The sequence below is a fragment of the Larkinella ripae genome, assembly GCF_054780775.1.
This window is the reverse complement of the sequence record NZ_BAAGVR010000022.1, coordinates 469,063-486,669: the sequence shown is the minus strand read 5'-3', so window position 1 is coordinate 486,669 and position 17,607 is coordinate 469,063. Positions and strand designations below refer to the sequence as shown.

Below are 17,607 nucleotides of genomic sequence, written 5' to 3'. Positions count from 1 at the left end.
TTCGCCGTTCGTTCAGGCAGCAATCAGGAGCGGCTGTTCCCAGGCAAAATGAGGCATGGTTAGTTCTTCCCATTTCCGCACGGGAATAACAACGCCCTTCGTCGCTTCCGCTGAAACCCGGCGCACCAAAACCGGGATCGACCGCAACCGGTTATAGGATTTGAGTTCCCGCATGAAATTCAGCCCGGTATCGGTGGACCGGGACAGGTCGATTACCACCAGATTGGGCAGGCAGGTGGTCGTTGGCCGCAGGAGTTTATCCAGCAGGTTTTTGGTCGAATTGTAGATGACCACCGGGTAGGTGGCAAAGTAAGTTTCCATGCCCGGTACGACAAACAGACGGTTGTCGGTTACGCGGGTAATCATCGCTAAATAACCAGTGGTAATTTCTACAGAGGGAGACACGGTTTTACGAATCAATTGAGTTAGTACTGGTCAAACCCGCGCTGCCGAAAATGGTTCTGTTTTTCTGATTCATTGAGCATACGGCCCAGAACCAGGTTTTTGTACCTTTTCTGCCAGTAGTTTTCCCCATCAGCGCACCGCCGTTTTTTCATGTTCCCCCAAAACCGCAACCGGCTGGAGCTGGTGAAACCAACTGAGTAATCGGTTGGCGATTGTCGTCTTCTGCCATCTTTCAGCTGGGTAGAATTGCCCAACTTTGTGGCCGGATAGACAACACTACACCATGAACGTTAGCATGTACCTCATCACCAGCCTGCTGGTCCTGGCGGCTTTGATGACCCTGCCCGGTCCGGAAGCCTGCGCCCAGCAATTGCGGGTTGCTTATTTTGGCGAAACCGTAACGCATTATGGCCTGAAAGTCGCTTACGAACACCCGCTGATTACCCGCATCAAAACCCGCAACACGGCCCGAAAAGAATTTCTGCTGACGCCCGGTCTGGCGGTTTACAACCATCCCGATAACCACGTCGGCGTGATTCTGTCGCCCGAACTGGCCTACCAGCGCACGGGTCGGCGCGGAGGAGTGTTTGAAGTCTCGCTTTCCAATTCCTATTTCCGGTATTTCCTGGCGGGAAAAACCTTCGAAGTAGCCGAAAACGGCGGTTTTCAGCGCGTAAAATGGGCGGGCCGGGGAGCCTATCTGCCAACGGTCTCGGTCGGTTTTGGCCGGGATCTGTCGGTTCGGCACAACCGCCCCTTGTCCTGGTATGCGCGGCTGAACCTCATGCAGCAGCGACCCTACAACGCATCCCGCCTGATTCGCTTTGGCATCGAATGTGGCATCCGTAAACCGCTGACTGGCCGATGAGAACGCTCCAAAAATACCTGCTTTTTCTGGTTGTGGCTGCCTTGCTTGCCTGCGAAAAAGACGACGCAACAACCGCCGATCAGACGCTTTTCCTGCGGCACAAGGGCGCGGAGATGCCCATCTGGGTGCGCGGCAATCTGGCGTCGAACAAACTGGTGTTGTTTCTGCACGGCGGTCCCGGCGACTGCGCCATGTGCTACCGTCATTACCTCAAAAACCTGGAAAAAGAAGTCGCCGTGGCCTATTGGGATCAGCGGATTGCCGGATCGTCGTCGGGGAAAGTGGATGTGAAAACGCTGACTTACGAGCAGTTCGGCGAAGATGCGTATTACGTGGTCAAACTGCTGAAAGAGCAATATCCCAACACCCGGATTTATTTGCTGGCCCACAGTTTCGGCGTTGAGCTGGCCTGGCAATTTCTGACGACGAACGATAACCAGCAGATGGTGAGCGGCTTGATGGCCGTCAACGGCACCTTCTCGACTTTCCGCTGGCTGGTTCAGATGCGGGAGTGGGTGTTGCGCGAAGCCCGGTGGCAGAACAATACGGCCATCGAAACCTACGCCGAAGCCAATCCGGTGACCCGCGAAAACCTGGGAACCTACCAATGGCCCGAACTCTACAAGCGGATGCTCGATCTGGGCGGCAACCCGGTTTCGATTTACGACGACAAATCGTTTGTTATCAATTACCTGTTCGCGTCACCCAATACGCCGCTGGGCCAGTTCTCGCACCCGAAAGCGTATACGGATTACGGGAATCACGAAATCCGGACGTACGAAAAGAGCGCCCTGCTGAAAAACATTCAGATCCCGGTTGCCCTGTTCTGGGGTAAAAAAGACGGCGTGGTCCCCATCGAGATCGGCCACGAAACCCGGGATTTGCTAACCAAAACCGCCCCGACGTTGGTTACGTTCGAGCAGTCGTACCACGAACCGTTCATTAGCGAAACCGACCGCTTTGTGGCCGAGGTGCTGAAGTTCGTCCGGTAAGCCGGTTTTGCCGATGCGCTGCTATTGATAGTGGTTAACAATGAAATGCGTTAGCTGCCCGTTTTTGAAATGCAACTGAACCTCATCCATCGTTTTAGCCCCGGTGCTGTACGCAAAATACCACTGGGGCGACTGGCGCATCACCGGATCGTAGACCGTTGCCAGGTTTTTGGTCAGCAGAAAGATGCGTTCAAATTTATTGGCGTAGATGCGTAAGTTCCTGATCGTGACCAGTTTCTCGTACAAAGAACTGACGGAATCGCCGGTGCGAATGGCGGATGCGGTTTTTAAGGCCGCGGGCCACTGCCCGAGTTTCTGGCCGCTGTTGAGAAAAATACTTTTGACCCGGTTGGCTTCGATGGTGAGCTGCACCCCCGAGTCGGTTCCCTGGTGCTGGTCCAGCAGAATGTATTGGTAGAGCGGAAGACGGTCGCGGACCTGCGTCAGATCGGAAGCGATGTTGCTGACCACGTTCAGGTACGTAACGCCTTTGGTTTGCTGAAGCGACTGAATCACTTCGTACGCCCTGACGGCTTCCGAACCAACGGACATACCCAGGTAACTGCCCGTGGCAAGGCTATCGCGGCTGACGACATGCAGCGTCGGCGTAGTAGACTGGGTCTCCGGTGAAACCGATAAATTTTTCTGGCAACCGGCCAGGAGGAGAAACAACGACAGGCTTGGGAGCAGGAAATTTTTCATTCGACGGGCGAGTTGACGCTTTGTTCATGTATTGACCTCGGTTGTTTACGGAGGGTTGGAAGGGCCACTGGGTAAATTTTCATTCGGTCCTGGAACCGGGAACCGGCTGTTGGGTGTGTTGGTGGTGATCACGTAGACACAACAAAAATGAGTAAGAACACAGAACAGGCGGCTTCAACCTTTCAAATTGGGGGTGAGCTGGAAATCAATCGCCTGGGATACGGCGGTATGCAGTTGACTGGTTTTGGCGTTTGGGGCGATGCGCCCAATCGTGAAACGGCGAAACAGGTGCTGCAAACCGCCGTAGAGTCGGGCGTCAATTTCATCGATACCGCCGACTCGTACGGCCCGCACACCAACGAAGTGCTGATTGCCGACGCCCTGCATCCCTATCCCAAAGGGCTCCTCATTGCCACCAAAGGCGGTTTTGTCCGCACCGGACCGAATAAATGGATTACGAACGGCGATCCAAAATACATTCGGCAGACAATCGAGGGAAGCCTGCAACGACTCAAAGTCGATACCATCGACCTGTGGCAACTACACCGGGTGGATTCGGAAGTGCCGGTCGAGGAAACGCTCGGACCGGTTCTGGAAGCCGTTCAGGCCGGTAAAATCCGGCACGTCGGGCTGTCGGAAGTGGGTATCAGGGAGATTGAGCGGGCCGAAAAAGTGCTCCCCATCGTATCGGTGCAAAACCTGTATAACCTGGGCAACCGGCAGTGGGAGGATGTTGTCGATTACACCGCCCGGCGCGGCATGGCATTCATTCCCTGGTATCCGCTCGCGTCGGGACCGAACAAACTGGCCGCTAAAATTCAGACCATTGCGCAAAAGCACCAGGCAACAACCGCCCAGATTGCGCTGGCCTGGCTGCTGAAACAATCCCCCAACATTCTGCTGATTCCGGGCACCAGTTCGCTGGAACACCTGAAGGAAAACCTGGCCGCCGAGCAGATTACGCTGTCGGACGAGGATTTTGCAACCTTGTCGGAATAGGTTTTACGGGACAAAAATGCACGGTTATCTTATCGTTCCGGTAGGGGCACCCAATCAAAAAGCGGTACTGAGACAGCCTCAGTACCGCTTTTTGATTGTTTTTATTTACTTCGTCTGCTTACCCTTTGGGAGCCCGGCTTATTGGTCGCAGCCGTATTCATAAAAGTTGGTTGCGTCCGCAATTTTGATCCCATTGGCTGTGCTTTCAACAACAGGATTACCCTTGAAAAAGCATTCTGACCCCATTGATTTAAGATCATCGGCCGTAAGGTAAACCGGTTCAGTCGGAGCAGAACGAACACTGGTTTTTTGGTTAACAATGGCAAGTAAGCGGTACCCCGTTTTGCAGCTGGCCAGGAGTGATTTTACCTCTGAACAGGACTCTTGGGGAGCGTAATGATCCGGCATGGTACAACGCGCAAAGAGACTGCTCAGAAAAACAAACCATACGGAGGCACGGGCCACCTGTGTAAATTTCATACGCATACGTGTAAAGGCTAATAGGTGATTAGGGAGATAAAGTTGAAGCTGCGAACTTACCTATTTTTTAATAATTCCAATAGGCATCGGCGCGAAAAAATAGAGCTTCCCGGTGTCTGGCAATGACCCGAAAATAAAAAATCCCCGAAGCCAATTCTCCGGGGATTCAATAACTCATAGAACAGCCGTCTTACTTCTTATCCCACCAGACTTTGCTCAGGTAGGTATCGCCGTTGCTCAGCCGCGACGAGGCTTCGGTGTAATTGGCGGCATTCCGCAGCCGCTCGGTGCTGGAATAGACGCCCCGGCGCGGAATCTGGCCGTTGGTGGTGCCGGGGTTTGGACCCGGTTTCAAAACCGGGTAGCCCGTCCGGCGCCATTCGGCGTAGGCTTCGTAGTGCCGCATGAACAGGCTGATCCATTTCTGGGTCATGATCTGTTCCAGTTGCTGTTCGGGCGTTCCGCTGAGTTTGCCTTCCCGGCCCAGGTATTCGGTGATGGCGGTTTCGGCGATGGAATACGGCTGAAGCTGCATCGTGGCCCGGATACCGGCCTGGTAGAATCCTTCGGCCTGCGCGGCCGTTAAACCGCCCCAGCCCAGCAACGCGGCTTCGGCCTTGAAGAAACAGTTGTCCGAATACGCCAGAAATACGTACGGAAAGGTGGCTTTCCGGTCGTTGTAAATTGAAATGGTTCCGTACGAATAATCGTCGCGGTTGATAATGACGCTGCCGCCCAGCGCAACGCCCAAACCGCGATAAAGCGGTTTTCCGGCTTTTTTGGAATTCTCGGTCGGTTCGGCAATGCGCGGCAGCCGGGGGTCATTTTTGGCCAGCAACACATCGACAAACGGAGCCGCCAGCTGGTTCAGTTCCTTGCTGCTGTTGTAACCGGCAATGGTTGGGTGGTAGCCAAACGGATTGCCGTCCTGCGTCACCGTCGGCATGGCCCCGTTGTCGGCATTGCTTTCGATCAGGGGCGCTTTCAGGGCTTCTTCCACGGTTTTGCGGGCCAGGGCCGCATCGGCGTAGCGCAACCGCATCCCGAGCCGGAGTTTCAGCGAATTGCCCAGTTTACGCCATTTGGTTACATCGCCCTTGTACACAAAATCCGCGTTGCCGTAGGATACGTCCGTTGCCGTCAATTGACTTAGGGCCGCATCCAGATCCGTAATGAGTGATTTGTAGATGTCTTCCTGCTTGTCGTATTTCGGCAGGAGAATCAGGTTGTCGTCGGGCAAACCGGCCTGCGTATACGGAATATCCCCCCAGAAGTCGGTCATGCGTTGCCAGAAATAGATTTCCGTAATCTTAGTAATGGCCAGCCTGGTGCGGCCGTTGGGCGTTCCTTCCTGGCCTTTCAGGATCTGATTCCGGATTTGGGCCAGATTCTTGATCAACTCGTAATGCGTGGTCCAGTTGTTGGTTTCGTAAATGTCGCGGTCCTCGAGGTATTGCGAGGGCGCCGACAGCGAACCGCTGGCCCACTGCTCCACCCACGAACCGACCTGCCACCAGTTGGTGCCGTCGGCCAGAAAACCGTTGAGCTGGGCCTGCGAATACAAATACTCCGCCGGAACGTTGCGGGGCTGCGTGGGGGAGGTGTTCAGCTCCTCAAAATTATTGGTACAGGCCGATGCCGTCAGGAGCAAACCGAGTACCGAAAACCGTATTTTTTTAGCGAATCGTTTCATGATTAAAAGGCAGTTTGGGGTCCGGTCAGAAGCTCAGGTTTACGTCCACACCAACGGTCCGCATCAACGGCAGCGAATGCTGTTCCATGCCCATCGTGCCGGAGTTGACATTGATTGACGAATTCTCGGGTGAAAAACCGTCCGTGTGCCGCTCGATATAGCCCAGATTCCGGCCGTAGAACGCCAGTGAAGCGCCCCGGATTACTTTGTTATTTTTCAGGATCGTGGACGGAAGCTGGTAGGCCAGCCGAACTTCCCGAATCGCTATATAGCTGGCATCGTACAGGAATTCTTCGGCCACGGCAAACCCTTTGTCCGACGCCACGCGGTTCCAGTAGGCCTGGGCCGTAACCGGAATATCGTTGGCCTGGCCCGTGCTGATCCATTGGTTGCCTTCCCGGCGGGCCTTCACACCAGCGGCAATCAAACCGCCTTCCCGGCCTTCCAGCGTGCGTTTCGAGGTTCCGTAGGCGGCTTCCTGCACCCGGCCCTGCGAGAAAATCTGACCTCCCTGCCGAATGTCGATCAAACCGCTCAGTGACAAGCCCTTGTAGGAAAAGCTGTTCGTCAAACCGCCGATCCATTTGGGGGTGGCATTGCCGATGGCGACGGTTCCGATGCTTTGAACGATGGGTAGCCCCTTGTCGTCGATCAGGCGGTTTCCGTTCTGATCTTTCAGCCAGGCGTAGTCGGCGGCTTTCAACTGGCCGTAAGGTTCGCCCGGCGCAGCCACCACCCGGATGTTGCGGTCGGAACCGACAACGATCTCATTCACGCCGTCGATGAGTTCCAGAACGTTGTTGCGGTTGGCCGAAAAGTTAAAGCCGATGTCCCACGAAAAACCGTTGCCCAGTTTGACGGGCGTTCCGGCAATCAGAAACTCGACGCCTTTGTTCTCGATCCGGCCTGCATTGGTCAGTTTGCTGCTGTAACCCGTTGATTGCGAGATCACGATGGGCAGAATCTGGTTGCTCGTCACGGAGTGGTAGTAGGTGAAATCCAGACTCAGGCGGTTTTTGAAAAACCGTAATTCGGCCCCGGCTTCGTACGAGGTTTTCAGTTCGTTTTTCAGGTTCGGGTCCACCACCGTACTGGTGTACGTCGCCAGCGGCTGGTTCAGGAACGTGTTGGCGTTCAGGTTGTAATAGCCCAGCGTCGAATACGGATCGCCTGAACGGCCGGCCTGGGCGTAGGAAGCCCGCACTTTGAAATAATCAAGCGCCGGGATGTTCAGACTGAACGCATCCGTGACGGCCCAGCTCAACCCAACCGACGGATAAAAGTAGGAGCTGTTGGTGATCGGAAGCGTGGACGACCAGTCGTTGCGGGCCGAAACGTCCAGGAACAGGTAGTTGCGGAAACCGACGCTGACCTGGCCAAAAACCGAGTTGATCACCGACTCGGCCACGCCCAGACGGGGCGTGTTCAGAACCGTCCGGCCAATCGCGTACAGGCCCGGAATGCTCAACTGCGAACCGGCATTGCCCGTAATCCGGTACCGGCTGCTCAGGTGGTTGCCCCCGAAGTTGGCGTTAACCGAGAAGTCACCCACTTCCCGGTTGATCATCAGCAGAGCATCGACGTTCTCGGTTTTGTTAAATTCCATGTTTTCAGCTACTTCGCCGGTCTGTGAGGTCCGGGTGCCGACGGCTTTCCAGCCAAACTGCCGTTCGTAATACAAGTCCGAACCGTAGCGTAGCTGCACGTTAATGCCTTTTGCGATCTCGTAATTCAGCTTGGCGTAGGCAATGATGCGGTCGCGGGTGTCTTCGTTGTGCGTGTTGTTGACGGTCCAGAAGGGGTTGGAGGTCACGGAGTTGCTCTCGAAAATTTTCTCACCGCCGACGAAAAAGCCGTTCCCGCCCAGATCCTGCGAGTAGCGGATGTCTTTCGCCGAATATTCGTACCGCTTCAAACCGTCCATGTTCAGGCTGCGCGGTACGTACAAAAACCGGTAAACCGGGTTCATGCCGTCGTCGCCCACATACGGGCGGTTGTTGACCTTCTGGTTGATGTAGTTCACCTTCGTATCCAGATTCAGACCCTTGGCAATATCCGCCGACAGCTTGACGGTCACCGAGTTGCGGTTGAGCTTGTTGGTGGGCACAAAACCGCTGTTGTTCAGGTTCGTCAGCGAAAAATAGTAGTTGACTTTCTCGCCCCCGCCGTCGACGCTCACCGTGTTGATGGCCTGTTTTTCGGGCTGAAAGAACGCTTTGTACGGATCGGCAATCGGCGAATAGCTAACCGTATCGCCCCACATATCCTCGATGGTCTGGCCCTGCATTTTCGGCCCCCAGCTCCCGCGCGTCGTCGGGTTCCGGCCCGCGCTCAGTTTCGGAATACCGCCCGTCAGGTTGGCGTTAAAAGGCACCACCGTACCGTTGGCCTGGCGGTAGAACGTAAACTGTCCGTTGTAGCCCTGTCCGTATTCGTTCTGATAATCCGGTTTTACGAGCGCATTCCCGACGGAATAACTGCCGCTGTACTGGATCGTCGGACGGCGGTTGCGCCGACCCGATTTGGTCGTAATAATCACCACCCCGTTCGCACCCAACTGACCGTACAAAGCCGTTCCGTTGGGACCTTTCAGGATGGTCATGGATTCGATGTCGTTGGGGTTGATGTTCGAAATGCCGTCACCACCGTCCAGCCCGCCCTGCAACTGATACGAACTGATCGCCCGGCGGTTGGAATTGTCGATCGGGATACCGTCGATCACGTATAAGGGCTGCGAATTTCCGGACAGGGAGGAATTTCCGCGAATCACGATCCGCGACGAACCGGTGGCCCCGCCCGCCGAGGAAGTCACCTGCACCCCGGCCACTTTTCCCGACAGGGCGGTTCCGAGGTTGGTCACGTTCGACTGGGCCAGGTCGCTTCCTTTGATTTCGCCGGCGGCATAGGTAAGCGCCTTTTTCTCCCGTTTGATCCCCAGGGCCGTCACCACTACTTCATTCAGCGTTTGGTCGCCGGGCTGCAACCGCACCGTGATCACGCTCTGGGTTCCCACGGTAATTTCCTGTTTGGCGTAGCCGACAAAACTGAAAACCAGCACGGCAGTACCGTCGGCCACGTTGAGTCTGAACGCGCCCTGGGCGTCGGTCGTAGTGCCCTGCGTGGTTCCTTTAATGGTGATGCTCACGCCCGGCAAGCCCTCGCCCTTGTCGTCCGAAACCGTTCCGGAAACCGCCTGCTCGACGGCTGCGGTGGTCGTGGGGAGTTCCGCAGACGGCAATTCGCCGGTTTTGCCTTTGGTCAGGATGATGCGGTTTTCGGCCACTTCATAGCGGATGCCCAGCGGATTGAGCAGCCGTTCGAGCACGCCGGCCAGCACCTCGTTCGTGGCATCGACCGAAATGTCGCGGTCGGCACGAATGTTTTGCGGAACGTAAATAAACTTGATCTGCGTCTGTTTTTCGATGGTGGCCAGGACCTGTTTCAGCGATTTATTTTTCAGTTGCAGGCTGATGCGCTGGCTCAGCAGTTCTTTCGTGGCCTGATCCGGACTGAAGGCAAAACTGGTCCGGGAAAGGCCGAGCAGCAGGAGCAGGTACGTCATTCGGTGGCAGAACCGGACGAACGGTCGGGTTGGTAGTCGTTTTTTCATGGTTTGTTTACGAAAGGTGTCGCATGCATTATTGGGTTTTAGTCGCCACATCCGGTTGCCAGGATGAGTATTTTGCCGTCGGTTACTTCGTAGGAACCCTCGAGCGATCGGCTGATCAGCCGCAATTGTTCGTAGAGCGTCAGGCCGGTCAGCGAAGCCGTCAGTGTACATTTCTGCAACAACGATTCGTTGTACACGATGTCAATTTCGTACGTGTCCTCGATGCGCCGGAACACCTCGGCAATGGGAACGTCCTCGAATTCAAAGGAAAGCGTTGCCGCTTCGCGGTGGATGGAAACCGGTTTTTCGACCAGTTCTTTCCGGAAAATTTCCTCTTTCGCGTTGAAGACCACCTGCTGGTTGGGCGTCAGCACCACGCCCGTTACTTCCGGTTTTTCGACGTTCCGCTGCTGCTCCAGTTCTTTTCGGGAATACACCGTCACGCGCCCGGTCCGGACGGCCACCGTCACCTGCGGATTCTCCTCGTGGGCTTTCACCGTAAAGCTGGTGCCGACCACGCGCGTCACCACATCGCGGGCGTAGACCAGAAACGGCACTTTTGGATTCGGAACGACCTCAAAAAACGCTTCCCCCGTCAGGATAACGGCCCGCACGCCCTGCCCAAATGCGGCCGCGTGCTGAATCCGGCTGCCGGGCTGGAGCCGAACCGTGCTGCCGTCCGGCAAGCGCACCTGAACGGGTTTGCCGGTGCGGTTGACCTGTTCAACCAGGCCTTCATGGGTTTGGGCCACCGGCATGGCGTTTCGCAACGAAGGAACGCTCGGAACGACAAGCCAGGCGAGCCATCCGGCACCGACCAGCAGGGCGACGGCGGCCGCGAGCCGGTACCACCGCCCGCCCCAAACGGTCCGGGCCGGTTTTTCGGGGGACTGACGAACCCGGCGGAGAATCTGGTCCGTCTCGTGCGCCAGCGTGGCATCGCTCAGGTCGCCATCCGGGAGCTTCAGGCCTTCCAGCATGTCTTTGGCCAGCAGGGCTTCGGCCCGGTTCGGATGCGCTTCGGCCATCCAGCCACACCAGAAAGCCGTCGCGGTTTCGTCGCGGTCATACACCCAGGCGATAAACGAATCGTCGGTCAGAAAATCTTCGGCTTTGTAGTTCAGGTACGCCCGCATGGAGAGATGGTACGAATTCCGGTTGGCTATCTGGAGATAGGACGGTTTTTTTCGTCCATACCCACTCCGCGTCCTTTTTTTTATGGGTCGTAATTTCCGGGCTTAGTGTCATTTTTTGCCGATTTTCCGCTACTTTGTAGGGAGTAAAAACCACCAGATGCGAAATACGTCGTCCGTATGAAAATAAATTTACCGGATTCAGATCTTTGGGAGCAGGTGCGGATGGGGGATGAGGTGGCCTTTGAAGAACTAATCCGGCGTTTTTATCGTCCGTTGTATCATTACGGCCTGAAGTTTACCCGCGATGGGGATGTGCTCAAAGACGGTATTCAGGATTTGTTTGTGGAGTTGTGGGCCTACCGGCGGAACATTGTCCAGACCGAGTACGTGCGGGTGTATCTTTTCAAGTCGTTACGGCGGAAACTCTACAAGGATGCGCTCCGGCGCGGGTTGACCGAACCCCTGAAAGAAGGCTATTCCGACGGTTTTTTATACGAAGAAAGCTACGAGGACGAGCTGATCCGGACGGAATTGTCGGCCTACCAGCGCAGCCGCCTGGAAAATTTGCTGAAAACCCTCACCGACCGCCAGCAGGAAGCCATTCACCTGAAGTTTTTTGCGGCTTTAGGCAATGATAAGATCGCGGAAGTGATGGGCCTGAGTTACCAGTCCGTCGGCAATCTGCTGCACCGGGCCGTCAATAAACTGCGGGAGGGCTGGCATGGGTTGCTTTTATAATAAAATCCGGATACATGACACCTGCTATTCAATGGTTTGAAATTCCTGTCGCCGATCTGGCGCGGGCGGCTGGTTTTTACGGCCACGTGTTCGCCACTCAAGTCATGCACCTCGATTTGGGTGATTTGAAAATGGGCTTGCTGCCCGGTGGAAAAGGCGCCCTGGTGCAACATCCGGCCTACCGGCCATCGCACGAGGGGCCGTTGGTGTACTTTGACGGCGGGGACGACTTATCCGTTTTCCTGGAGCGCGTGGAACCGGCGGGTGGAAAAGTAATCCGGGCCAAGACACAAATCAGCCCGGAGCAGGGTTATATGGCCCTTTTTGAAGATACCGAAGGCAATCGTCTGGGACTTCGATCCAAAGCCTGAACGAGGGAACTCCGGATGTGCGGTTTTACGCGGACAACGCTTTTAGACCACAGGAAATCCCGTCAGCCCGTTCGAAGGCAATTCCCCTGCCATAGCCGACGCCAAGGTGTTTCAACCTGCTCTAAAAATCATTAACTTTGCAGTTCTCCGCTTAACGCGGCATCCTCTGCTTAGCTCCGCGAAACAACTCTAAAAGCTATTTCGCAGCGTTAAAAGGAGAAAAAAGAGTTTAGCGGGGATAAATTAGAAATTGAATCATGTTTGAAAATCTTCAGGATAAACTGAATCAGGCTTTCAAGACCTTAAAAGGTCAGGGCCGGATTACGGAAATTAACGTGGCCACCACCGTGAAGGAGGTGCGCCGGGCCTTGACCGATGCCGACGTTAACTACAAGGTCGCCAAGGAAGTAACCGACCGGGTCCGGGAAAAAGCCCTCGATCGCAAGGTGCTGATCGCCGTCGAACCGGGGCAGCTCTTCGTCAAAATCGTTCAGGAAGAGCTGACCGACCTGATGGGCGGAGAAGCCCAGAACATCAACCTCAAGGGCGATCCGGCCATTATTCTGATTGCGGGTTTGCAGGGTTCGGGGAAAACGACGTTCTCCGGAAAACTGGCGGCTTACCTGAAAAAACAGGGCCGGAATGTCTTGCTGACGGCCTGCGATATTTACCGCCCGGCGGCCATCGACCAGTTGAAAGTGCTGGGCGAGCAGGTTGGCGTGGAAGTCTACGCCGAGCCGGAAAACAAAAATGCCGTTGAAATTGCGCAGAACGCCCTAGCGCACGCCCGTAAAACCGGCAAGAAAGTGGTTATTGTCGATACCGCCGGCCGTCTGGCTGTCGATGAGGTGATGATGAAGGAGGTGGAAAACCTCAAAAAATCACTGAGTCCGACTGAAACGCTGTTTGTAGTTGACTCGATGACGGGGCAGGATGCGGTCAACACCGCCAAGACCTTCAACGACCGGCTGAACTTCGACGGCGTGGTGCTGACCAAACTCGACGGCGACGCCCGCGGTGGGGCCGCGCTTTCGATTCGGGGCGTGGTGCAGAAACCGATCAAGTTCATCAGCACCGGGGAAAAAATGGAAGCGCTCGACGTATTCTACCCCGATCGGATGGCGAGCCGGATTCTGGGCATGGGCGACGTGATTTCGCTTGTGGAGCGGGCGCAACAGGCTTTCGATGAGGAGGAAGCCAAGCGCATTAGTTCCAAAATGCGCCAGAACAAGTTCGATTTCAACGACTTCCGCGGCCAGTTGCAGCAGATCAAGAAAATGGGGAACATCAAAGACCTCATTGGTATGATTCCGGGCATGGGCAAGATGATGAAAGACGTCGATATCGACAACGACTCGTTCAAACCCATCGAAGCCATCATTGGCTCGATGACGCCGAAAGAGCGCGAACGGCCGGACATCATCGACGGAAACCGCAAAAAACGCATTGCCAACGGGAGTGGCACCTCTATTCAGGAAGTCAATAACCTCCTGAAGCAGTTCGATGAAATGCGGAAAATGATGAAGAAAATGAACCAGATGCAGTCCTCCGGCAAGCTTAGTAAAATGATGAAGTAAGCCGGTTTTGGTGCAGCAGGGATAAAAAAGAAGGCGGGGATGACCCGCCTTCTTTTATTTTTGAGAAGTATAGTTGCCCCGCTCCAGGCTTCGGGCCCGGGCAAAAAGCGTGAGGGCTTTCTTGTAGGTTTCGTCGCTTTCCGACAGCATCTCGAAGAATTCGTTGTTCAGGCCGTCGCGGTGGCCGTTTCGCCAGGCGTATTGGGCAATGTAAGCTTTCAATTGCGTCTGGATGTATTTTTTCGAACGTTTGAACTCGGCTTCGTTGAACTTGATGCCCTGCGCCGTGGCATCGTCCGTCAGGCGTTTCAGCAGCGCATCCGTGATCACGAAATTCTTTTTATAGCTGGCAAAACCGTCTTTTTCCAGTTGTTTGCGGTGATCATTGGCGTATTCCATCGCCTGTTCGCGCACAATGTTCTTGTTATACAACTGAATCAGGTATTTGGTCATGAACAGCGTATCGCGGGGCACAAAAACATCGGGCGTAATCCCGCCAGCCCCAAAAACCGTCCGGCCACCCGTGGTTTTGAATTTGTATTTTTCGTTGTTCTTTATGCTGTCGGCAATGTAATATTCGCCACTCTTCGAACGGGCTTCCAGTTCTTTTTCGTAGTCTTCGCCGTGGCCCGCCGTATACGGTTTCTGGATGCTCCGGCCACTGGGTGTGTAATACCGCGAAATCGTCAGCCGCAGTTCCGAGCCGTCCGACAGCATCACCGGCATTTGCACCAGTCCTTTGCCAAACGACCGCCGTCCGACAATCAGCGCCCGGTCGTGATCCTGCAAAGCTCCCGCCACAATTTCTGACGCCGACGCACTGCCCTCGTCCATCAAAACGATCATCGGGCCGTCTTCAAACTGGCCGGCAATCCGGGCTTTGGTCTGGCGGTCGTAGCGATCGTCTTTGCCGTCGGTATACACCAGCAGTTTATCACCGGAAAGAAACTCATCGGCCAGGCTCGTGGCACGGTCCATGTAACCACCGGGATTGTTGCGCAGGTCGAGCACCATCTGGCTCATGCCTTTTTGTTTCAGCGAACTCAGGGCTTTTTTGAACTCATCGTACGTGGTTTCCGAGAAGCGGTTTACTTTGATGTACCCGGTTTTGTCATCGACCATGTAAGCGGCATCCACCGAGTAGGTCGGAATCCGGTCCCGCTGCACCGTAAACTGGAGCGGTTTTTTCTCGCCTTTCCGCAGAATCGTCAGTTTGACCGGCGTTCCTTTTTTGCCCCGCAACACTTTGAAAACGAGTCCGTTGTCAAGCTTGCTGCCGGTCATTTCTGTGTTGTCAACCTTGATGATTTTATCACCGCTCAAAATTCCGACGGTTTCGGAAGGACCACCGGCCATCGGCGTAACGACGTATACCGTGTCCTTGTAGATATTGAATTCGACGCCGATGCCGTCAAAACCGCCTTCCAGCTGCGTCCGGGCCGCCACGGCGTCCTGCGGATTCATATACGTGGTATGCGGATCGAGCTTTTCCAGCATTTTTGTGATCGAATAGTCCACCAGCTCCTCCGTATTGACCGAGTCAACGTAGTTATTTTCAATGAGTTGCAGGACTTCCTTAAATTTCGAATAACCGCGTCCGATGTTGTTGAGGCTTTTGCCGCCCCCAAAAAACGTAGCGCCGATCAACACGCCGGCTGCCAGTGTAATGCCCAGTAACATCGGCAGTCGGACGGTGGCCTTGTCGTTCTGGATTTTTTCGCGTTCAGGTTCTCTCATAAGTAAACGTACCGACGGACGTTAGTCCGTATTTTTGATTCATGCAACAATTCTTTCTCCCGATTTGCACGGACGTTAGTCCGTGGGTACGTGCCGTCTGCATAACGTCAAAATGGCACCAAAATGTTTATCAAAAGGGAAGGTAATATAAACAATTTATTCCGGCGGGCCTACTTGACCAGTAAATCCGATTTTAAGGTATCGGCCAGGTGAATAAACGGGTCCAGAGCCGACGGGTTGCGGAGCGTATCCCGGCTGGTGACGCGCTCGGGCGAGAGGCCCATCAGAATCTTTTTGATCGGGGCTTCCACTTTTTTGCCGCTGATCGTATACGGGATTTCCGACACCTGATAGATCGCGTCCGGAACGTGCCGGGGACTGTAGTGCGTTCGGAGCGCCTGCCGGATCTGGTTGGCCGTGTCCTCATCCACTTCGGTCGCCGATTGGCCGGTTTGATTTTTCAGGACCACAAACAGGGGCATGAAATACCGCCCGCCGTGGAGTTCCAGACAAACCACCAGACTATCGGCGATGCCGGGAACCCCCTCCACGGCGCTGTAAATTTCGCTCGTGCCGATCCGTACGCCGTCGCGGTTGAGCGTCGCGTCGGACCGGCCGTAAATGATTACGGTTTTGCGATCCGTAATTTGAATCCAGTCGCCGTGTCGCCAGATTCCGTCGTAGTTCTCAAAGTAACTCGCCCGGTATCTCCGGTTATCGTCGTCGTTCCAGAAATAAAGCGGCATCGACGGCATGGGTTCCAGAATCACCATTTCGCCCAGTTCATTCCGCACCGGTTGGCCCTGTTCGTCAAACGATTCCAGTTTACAGCCCAGCATCCGGCACTGAATTTCGCCTTCGTACACCGGCAGCAGCGGACAGCCGCCCACAAAACCGCTGCAAACGTCGGTGCCGCCACTGAGCGACACCAGCCAGACGTCTTTTTTGACCGACTCATACACCCAGCGGAATCCTTCGGGCGGCAGGGGCGAGCCCGTTGAGCCGATGGTGCGCAAATGGGAAAGCTTCAACTGCCCGGCCAGCGACAGATTCGCCCGCATGCAGGCCAGCAAATAAGCCGCCCCGGTCCCAAAATGGTTGATTCTGGCGTTTTCGGCCAGATTCCAGAGGACCTCCAGGTTCGGATGCCCCGCCGAGCCATCGTACAGCACCAGCGTAGCCCCCGCCAGCAACGAGGCCACCGAATAATTCCACATCATCCAGCCCGTGGTCGAATACCAGAAATACCGGTCGCCGGGCTGAACGTCCTGATGCAGCACCAGCGCTTTCAGGTGTTCGAGCAGACAGCCGCCGACGCTGTGCGTGATGGCCTTGGGTTTGCCCGTCGTGCCCGACGAGAACAAAATCCAGATCGGGTGTTCAAACGGCACCGGTTCAAAGGTCAGCGGACCGGCCGTGTCGGCCTGTAAAACCGTGTTCCACAGGATGGCTTTGCTCCGGGGCGCGGGCAGCGGCTCGAAAGCCGGATCGAGGTTGGCCACCCAAACCACGTTTTTCAAACTGGGCAGCGCCGACTGCAAATCCGTTAAGAGGCCGGTTTTGTCAACGTTTTTTCCGTTGTAGACATAGCCATCAACGGCAAACAACACCTTGGGGGCAATTGGCCGGAACCGGTCAATGATGCTGGTGGTGCCAAAATCCGGCGAGCAGCTCGACCAGACGGCTCCCACGCTGTTGACGGCCAGAAAAGCCGCGACGGCTTCCGGAATATTGGGCAAAACCGACACCACGCGGTCGCCGGGCCGGACGTCGTTTTCGCGCAGGAAGTGGGCAATGGCCGCGACCTGGTGCTCCAGATCCGACCAGCTCACCGACGCCAGCGCGCGCTGTTCCGACTGAAACAGCAGGGCCGGGCGCTCGTTGGTTTTGTTCCGGAAAATATGTTCGGCGTAGTTGAGGGTGGCGCCCGTAAACCAGCGGGTCCCAATCAGGCCCGTGGCCGGTTTTTCGATCACGTCCTGGTAATCGCGGTGGCTTTGTACGTTGAAAAACTGCCAGATACTCTGCCAGAAATCTTCCAGGTCGGTCGTTGACCAGTCCCAGAGGTCGTGGTAATCGCGGAAATACAGGCCTTTTTTGACGAACAACCAGTCCAGATACCGCTTCATCTGGGATTGATCGGTGAACCGTCGATCCGGTTTCCAGAGCGGTTTTTTGGAATCCGAATGCGGGGACGGGGTTGCAGCAGCCATGTTCTATCAGAGGTCAGGATCGTAATTCGTAGTGGTTCGGAATCGTTTCGGGGTAAATACTGTTCCGTTTCTGAACAAAGCCAGAA

14 protein-coding genes are annotated in these 17,607 nt (G+C 55.3%); 6 read left to right on the top strand and 8 right to left on the bottom strand.

The genetic code is table 11. From position 1 onward, the window contains the following. Nucleotides 1-12: 12 nt before the first annotated feature. Nucleotides 13-366 (bottom strand): hypothetical protein, encoded by a 354-nt coding sequence (locus ACYVHX_RS14910; protein ID WP_460672451.1) that lies wholly within the window; start codon nucleotides 364-366, stop codon nucleotides 13-15. Between the two features lie 322 nt (nucleotides 367-688). On the opposite strand from ACYVHX_RS14910, the gene ACYVHX_RS14905 reads away from it, so the two are divergent. Together ACYVHX_RS14905 and ACYVHX_RS14900 are read left to right on the top strand one after the other, a co-directional pair. After that, on the top strand, nucleotides 689-1,273 hold the full coding sequence (locus ACYVHX_RS14905; protein WP_460672450.1) for a hypothetical protein: 585 nt from the start codon (nucleotides 689-691) through the stop codon (nucleotides 1,271-1,273). Then, nucleotides 1,270-2,265, top strand: a complete 996-nt coding sequence (locus ACYVHX_RS14900; RefSeq protein ID WP_460672449.1) for an alpha/beta fold hydrolase — start codon at nucleotides 1,270-1,272, stop codon at nucleotides 2,263-2,265. The genes ACYVHX_RS14905 and ACYVHX_RS14900 overlap by 4 nt, the downstream gene beginning before the upstream one ends. A gap of 21 nt (nucleotides 2,266-2,286) precedes the next feature. On the opposite strand, the gene ACYVHX_RS14895 is transcribed toward ACYVHX_RS14900, so the two are convergent. After that, complete coding sequence (locus tag ACYVHX_RS14895) at nucleotides 2,287-2,967, bottom strand: hypothetical protein (protein WP_460672448.1); 681 nt, start codon at nucleotides 2,965-2,967, stop codon at nucleotides 2,287-2,289. A gap of 147 nt (nucleotides 2,968-3,114) precedes the next feature. Between ACYVHX_RS14895 and ACYVHX_RS14890 the strand changes: the two genes are divergently transcribed. Continuing rightward, nucleotides 3,115-3,966 carry an aldo/keto reductase gene (locus ACYVHX_RS14890; RefSeq protein ID WP_460672447.1) on the top strand — a complete coding sequence of 284 codons (852 nt, stop codon included), beginning with the start codon at nucleotides 3,115-3,117 and terminating at the stop codon, nucleotides 3,964-3,966. A gap of 138 nt (nucleotides 3,967-4,104) precedes the next feature. Here the strand turns inward: ACYVHX_RS14890 and ACYVHX_RS14885 are convergent, their stop codons facing one another. The 4 genes from ACYVHX_RS14885 to ACYVHX_RS14870 all read right to left on the bottom strand — a co-directional run bounded on the left by ACYVHX_RS14885 (nucleotide 4,105) and on the right by ACYVHX_RS14870 (nucleotide 10,885). After that, nucleotides 4,105-4,446: a hypothetical protein gene (locus ACYVHX_RS14885; RefSeq protein ID WP_460672446.1), complete on the bottom strand. Its 342-nt coding sequence runs from the start codon at nucleotides 4,444-4,446 to the stop codon at nucleotides 4,105-4,107. A 190-nt stretch (nucleotides 4,447-4,636) separates the two neighbouring features. Continuing rightward, nucleotides 4,637-6,139, bottom strand: coding sequence for a SusD/RagB family nutrient-binding outer membrane lipoprotein (locus ACYVHX_RS14880; RefSeq protein WP_460672445.1), 1,503 nt, complete (start codon nucleotides 6,137-6,139; stop codon nucleotides 4,637-4,639). Between the two features lie 25 nt (nucleotides 6,140-6,164). Next, a complete protein-coding gene (locus ACYVHX_RS14875; protein WP_460672444.1) occupies nucleotides 6,165-9,749 on the bottom strand; it encodes a SusC/RagA family TonB-linked outer membrane protein in 3,585 nt (1,194 codons plus the stop codon). A gap of 38 nt (nucleotides 9,750-9,787) precedes the next feature. Continuing rightward, entirely contained in the window at nucleotides 9,788-10,885 is a 1,098-nt protein-coding gene (locus tag ACYVHX_RS14870; RefSeq protein ID WP_460672443.1) for a FecR family protein, read from the bottom strand. A 177-nt stretch (nucleotides 10,886-11,062) separates the two neighbouring features. Here ACYVHX_RS14870 and ACYVHX_RS14865 point away from each other — a divergent pair, with 177 nt between their 5' ends. The 3 genes from ACYVHX_RS14865 to ffh all read left to right on the top strand — a co-directional run bounded on the left by ACYVHX_RS14865 (nucleotide 11,063) and on the right by ffh (nucleotide 13,571). After that, nucleotides 11,063-11,623, top strand: a complete 561-nt coding sequence (locus ACYVHX_RS14865; RefSeq protein ID WP_460672442.1) for an RNA polymerase sigma factor — start codon at nucleotides 11,063-11,065, stop codon at nucleotides 11,621-11,623. A 14-nt stretch (nucleotides 11,624-11,637) separates the two neighbouring features. Beyond that, the gene (locus ACYVHX_RS14860) at nucleotides 11,638-11,994 is read left to right on the top strand and encodes a VOC family protein (protein WP_460672441.1); all 357 of its coding nucleotides are present in this window, start codon (nucleotides 11,638-11,640) and stop codon (nucleotides 11,992-11,994) included. Between the two features lie 257 nt (nucleotides 11,995-12,251). Further along, on the top strand, nucleotides 12,252-13,571 hold the full coding sequence (gene ffh, locus ACYVHX_RS14855) for a signal recognition particle protein (protein ID WP_460672440.1): 1,320 nt from the start codon (nucleotides 12,252-12,254) through the stop codon (nucleotides 13,569-13,571). A 54-nt stretch (nucleotides 13,572-13,625) separates the two neighbouring features. Here the strand turns inward: ffh and ACYVHX_RS14850 are convergent, their stop codons facing one another. Beyond that, complete coding sequence (locus ACYVHX_RS14850; protein WP_460672439.1) at nucleotides 13,626-15,308, bottom strand: S41 family peptidase; 1,683 nt, start codon at nucleotides 15,306-15,308, stop codon at nucleotides 13,626-13,628. Between the two features lie 170 nt (nucleotides 15,309-15,478). Then, complete coding sequence (locus ACYVHX_RS14845; RefSeq protein ID WP_460672438.1) at nucleotides 15,479-17,521, bottom strand: acetoacetate--CoA ligase; 2,043 nt, start codon at nucleotides 17,519-17,521, stop codon at nucleotides 15,479-15,481. Between the last annotated feature and the right edge of the window lie 86 nt (nucleotides 17,522-17,607).

Excerpts from the sequence above, each read along its gene's own strand:
- ACYVHX_RS14910 (WP_460672451.1), bottom strand. The coding sequence starts at position 366 with ATGATTACCCGCGTAACCGACAACCGTCTGTTTGTCGTACCGGGCATG.
- ACYVHX_RS14905 (WP_460672450.1), top strand. The coding sequence starts at position 689 with ATGAACGTTAGCATGTACCTCATCACCAGCCTGCTGGTCCTGGCGGCT.
- ACYVHX_RS14900 (WP_460672449.1), top strand. The coding sequence starts at position 1,270 with ATGAGAACGCTCCAAAAATACCTGCTTTTTCTGGTTGTGGCTGCCTTG.
- ACYVHX_RS14895 (WP_460672448.1), bottom strand. The coding sequence starts at position 2,967 with ATGAAAAATTTCCTGCTCCCAAGCCTGTCGTTGTTTCTCCTCCTGGCC.
- ACYVHX_RS14890 (WP_460672447.1), top strand. The coding sequence starts at position 3,115 with ATGAGTAAGAACACAGAACAGGCGGCTTCAACCTTTCAAATTGGGGGT.
- ACYVHX_RS14885 (WP_460672446.1), bottom strand. The coding sequence starts at position 4,446 with ATGAAATTTACACAGGTGGCCCGTGCCTCCGTATGGTTTGTTTTTCTG.
- ACYVHX_RS14880 (WP_460672445.1), bottom strand. The coding sequence starts at position 6,139 with ATGAAACGATTCGCTAAAAAAATACGGTTTTCGGTACTCGGTTTGCTC.
- ACYVHX_RS14875 (WP_460672444.1), bottom strand. The coding sequence starts at position 9,749 with ATGAAAAAACGACTACCAACCCGACCGTTCGTCCGGTTCTGCCACCGA.
- ACYVHX_RS14870 (WP_460672443.1), bottom strand. The coding sequence starts at position 10,885 with ATGCGGGCGTACCTGAACTACAAAGCCGAAGATTTTCTGACCGACGAT.
- ACYVHX_RS14865 (WP_460672442.1), top strand. The coding sequence starts at position 11,063 with ATGAAAATAAATTTACCGGATTCAGATCTTTGGGAGCAGGTGCGGATG.
- ACYVHX_RS14860 (WP_460672441.1), top strand. The coding sequence starts at position 11,638 with ATGACACCTGCTATTCAATGGTTTGAAATTCCTGTCGCCGATCTGGCG.
- ffh (WP_460672440.1), top strand. The coding sequence starts at position 12,252 with ATGTTTGAAAATCTTCAGGATAAACTGAATCAGGCTTTCAAGACCTTA.
- ACYVHX_RS14850 (WP_460672439.1), bottom strand. The coding sequence starts at position 15,308 with ATGAGAGAACCTGAACGCGAAAAAATCCAGAACGACAAGGCCACCGTC.
- ACYVHX_RS14845 (WP_460672438.1), bottom strand. The coding sequence starts at position 17,521 with ATGGCTGCTGCAACCCCGTCCCCGCATTCGGATTCCAAAAAACCGCTC.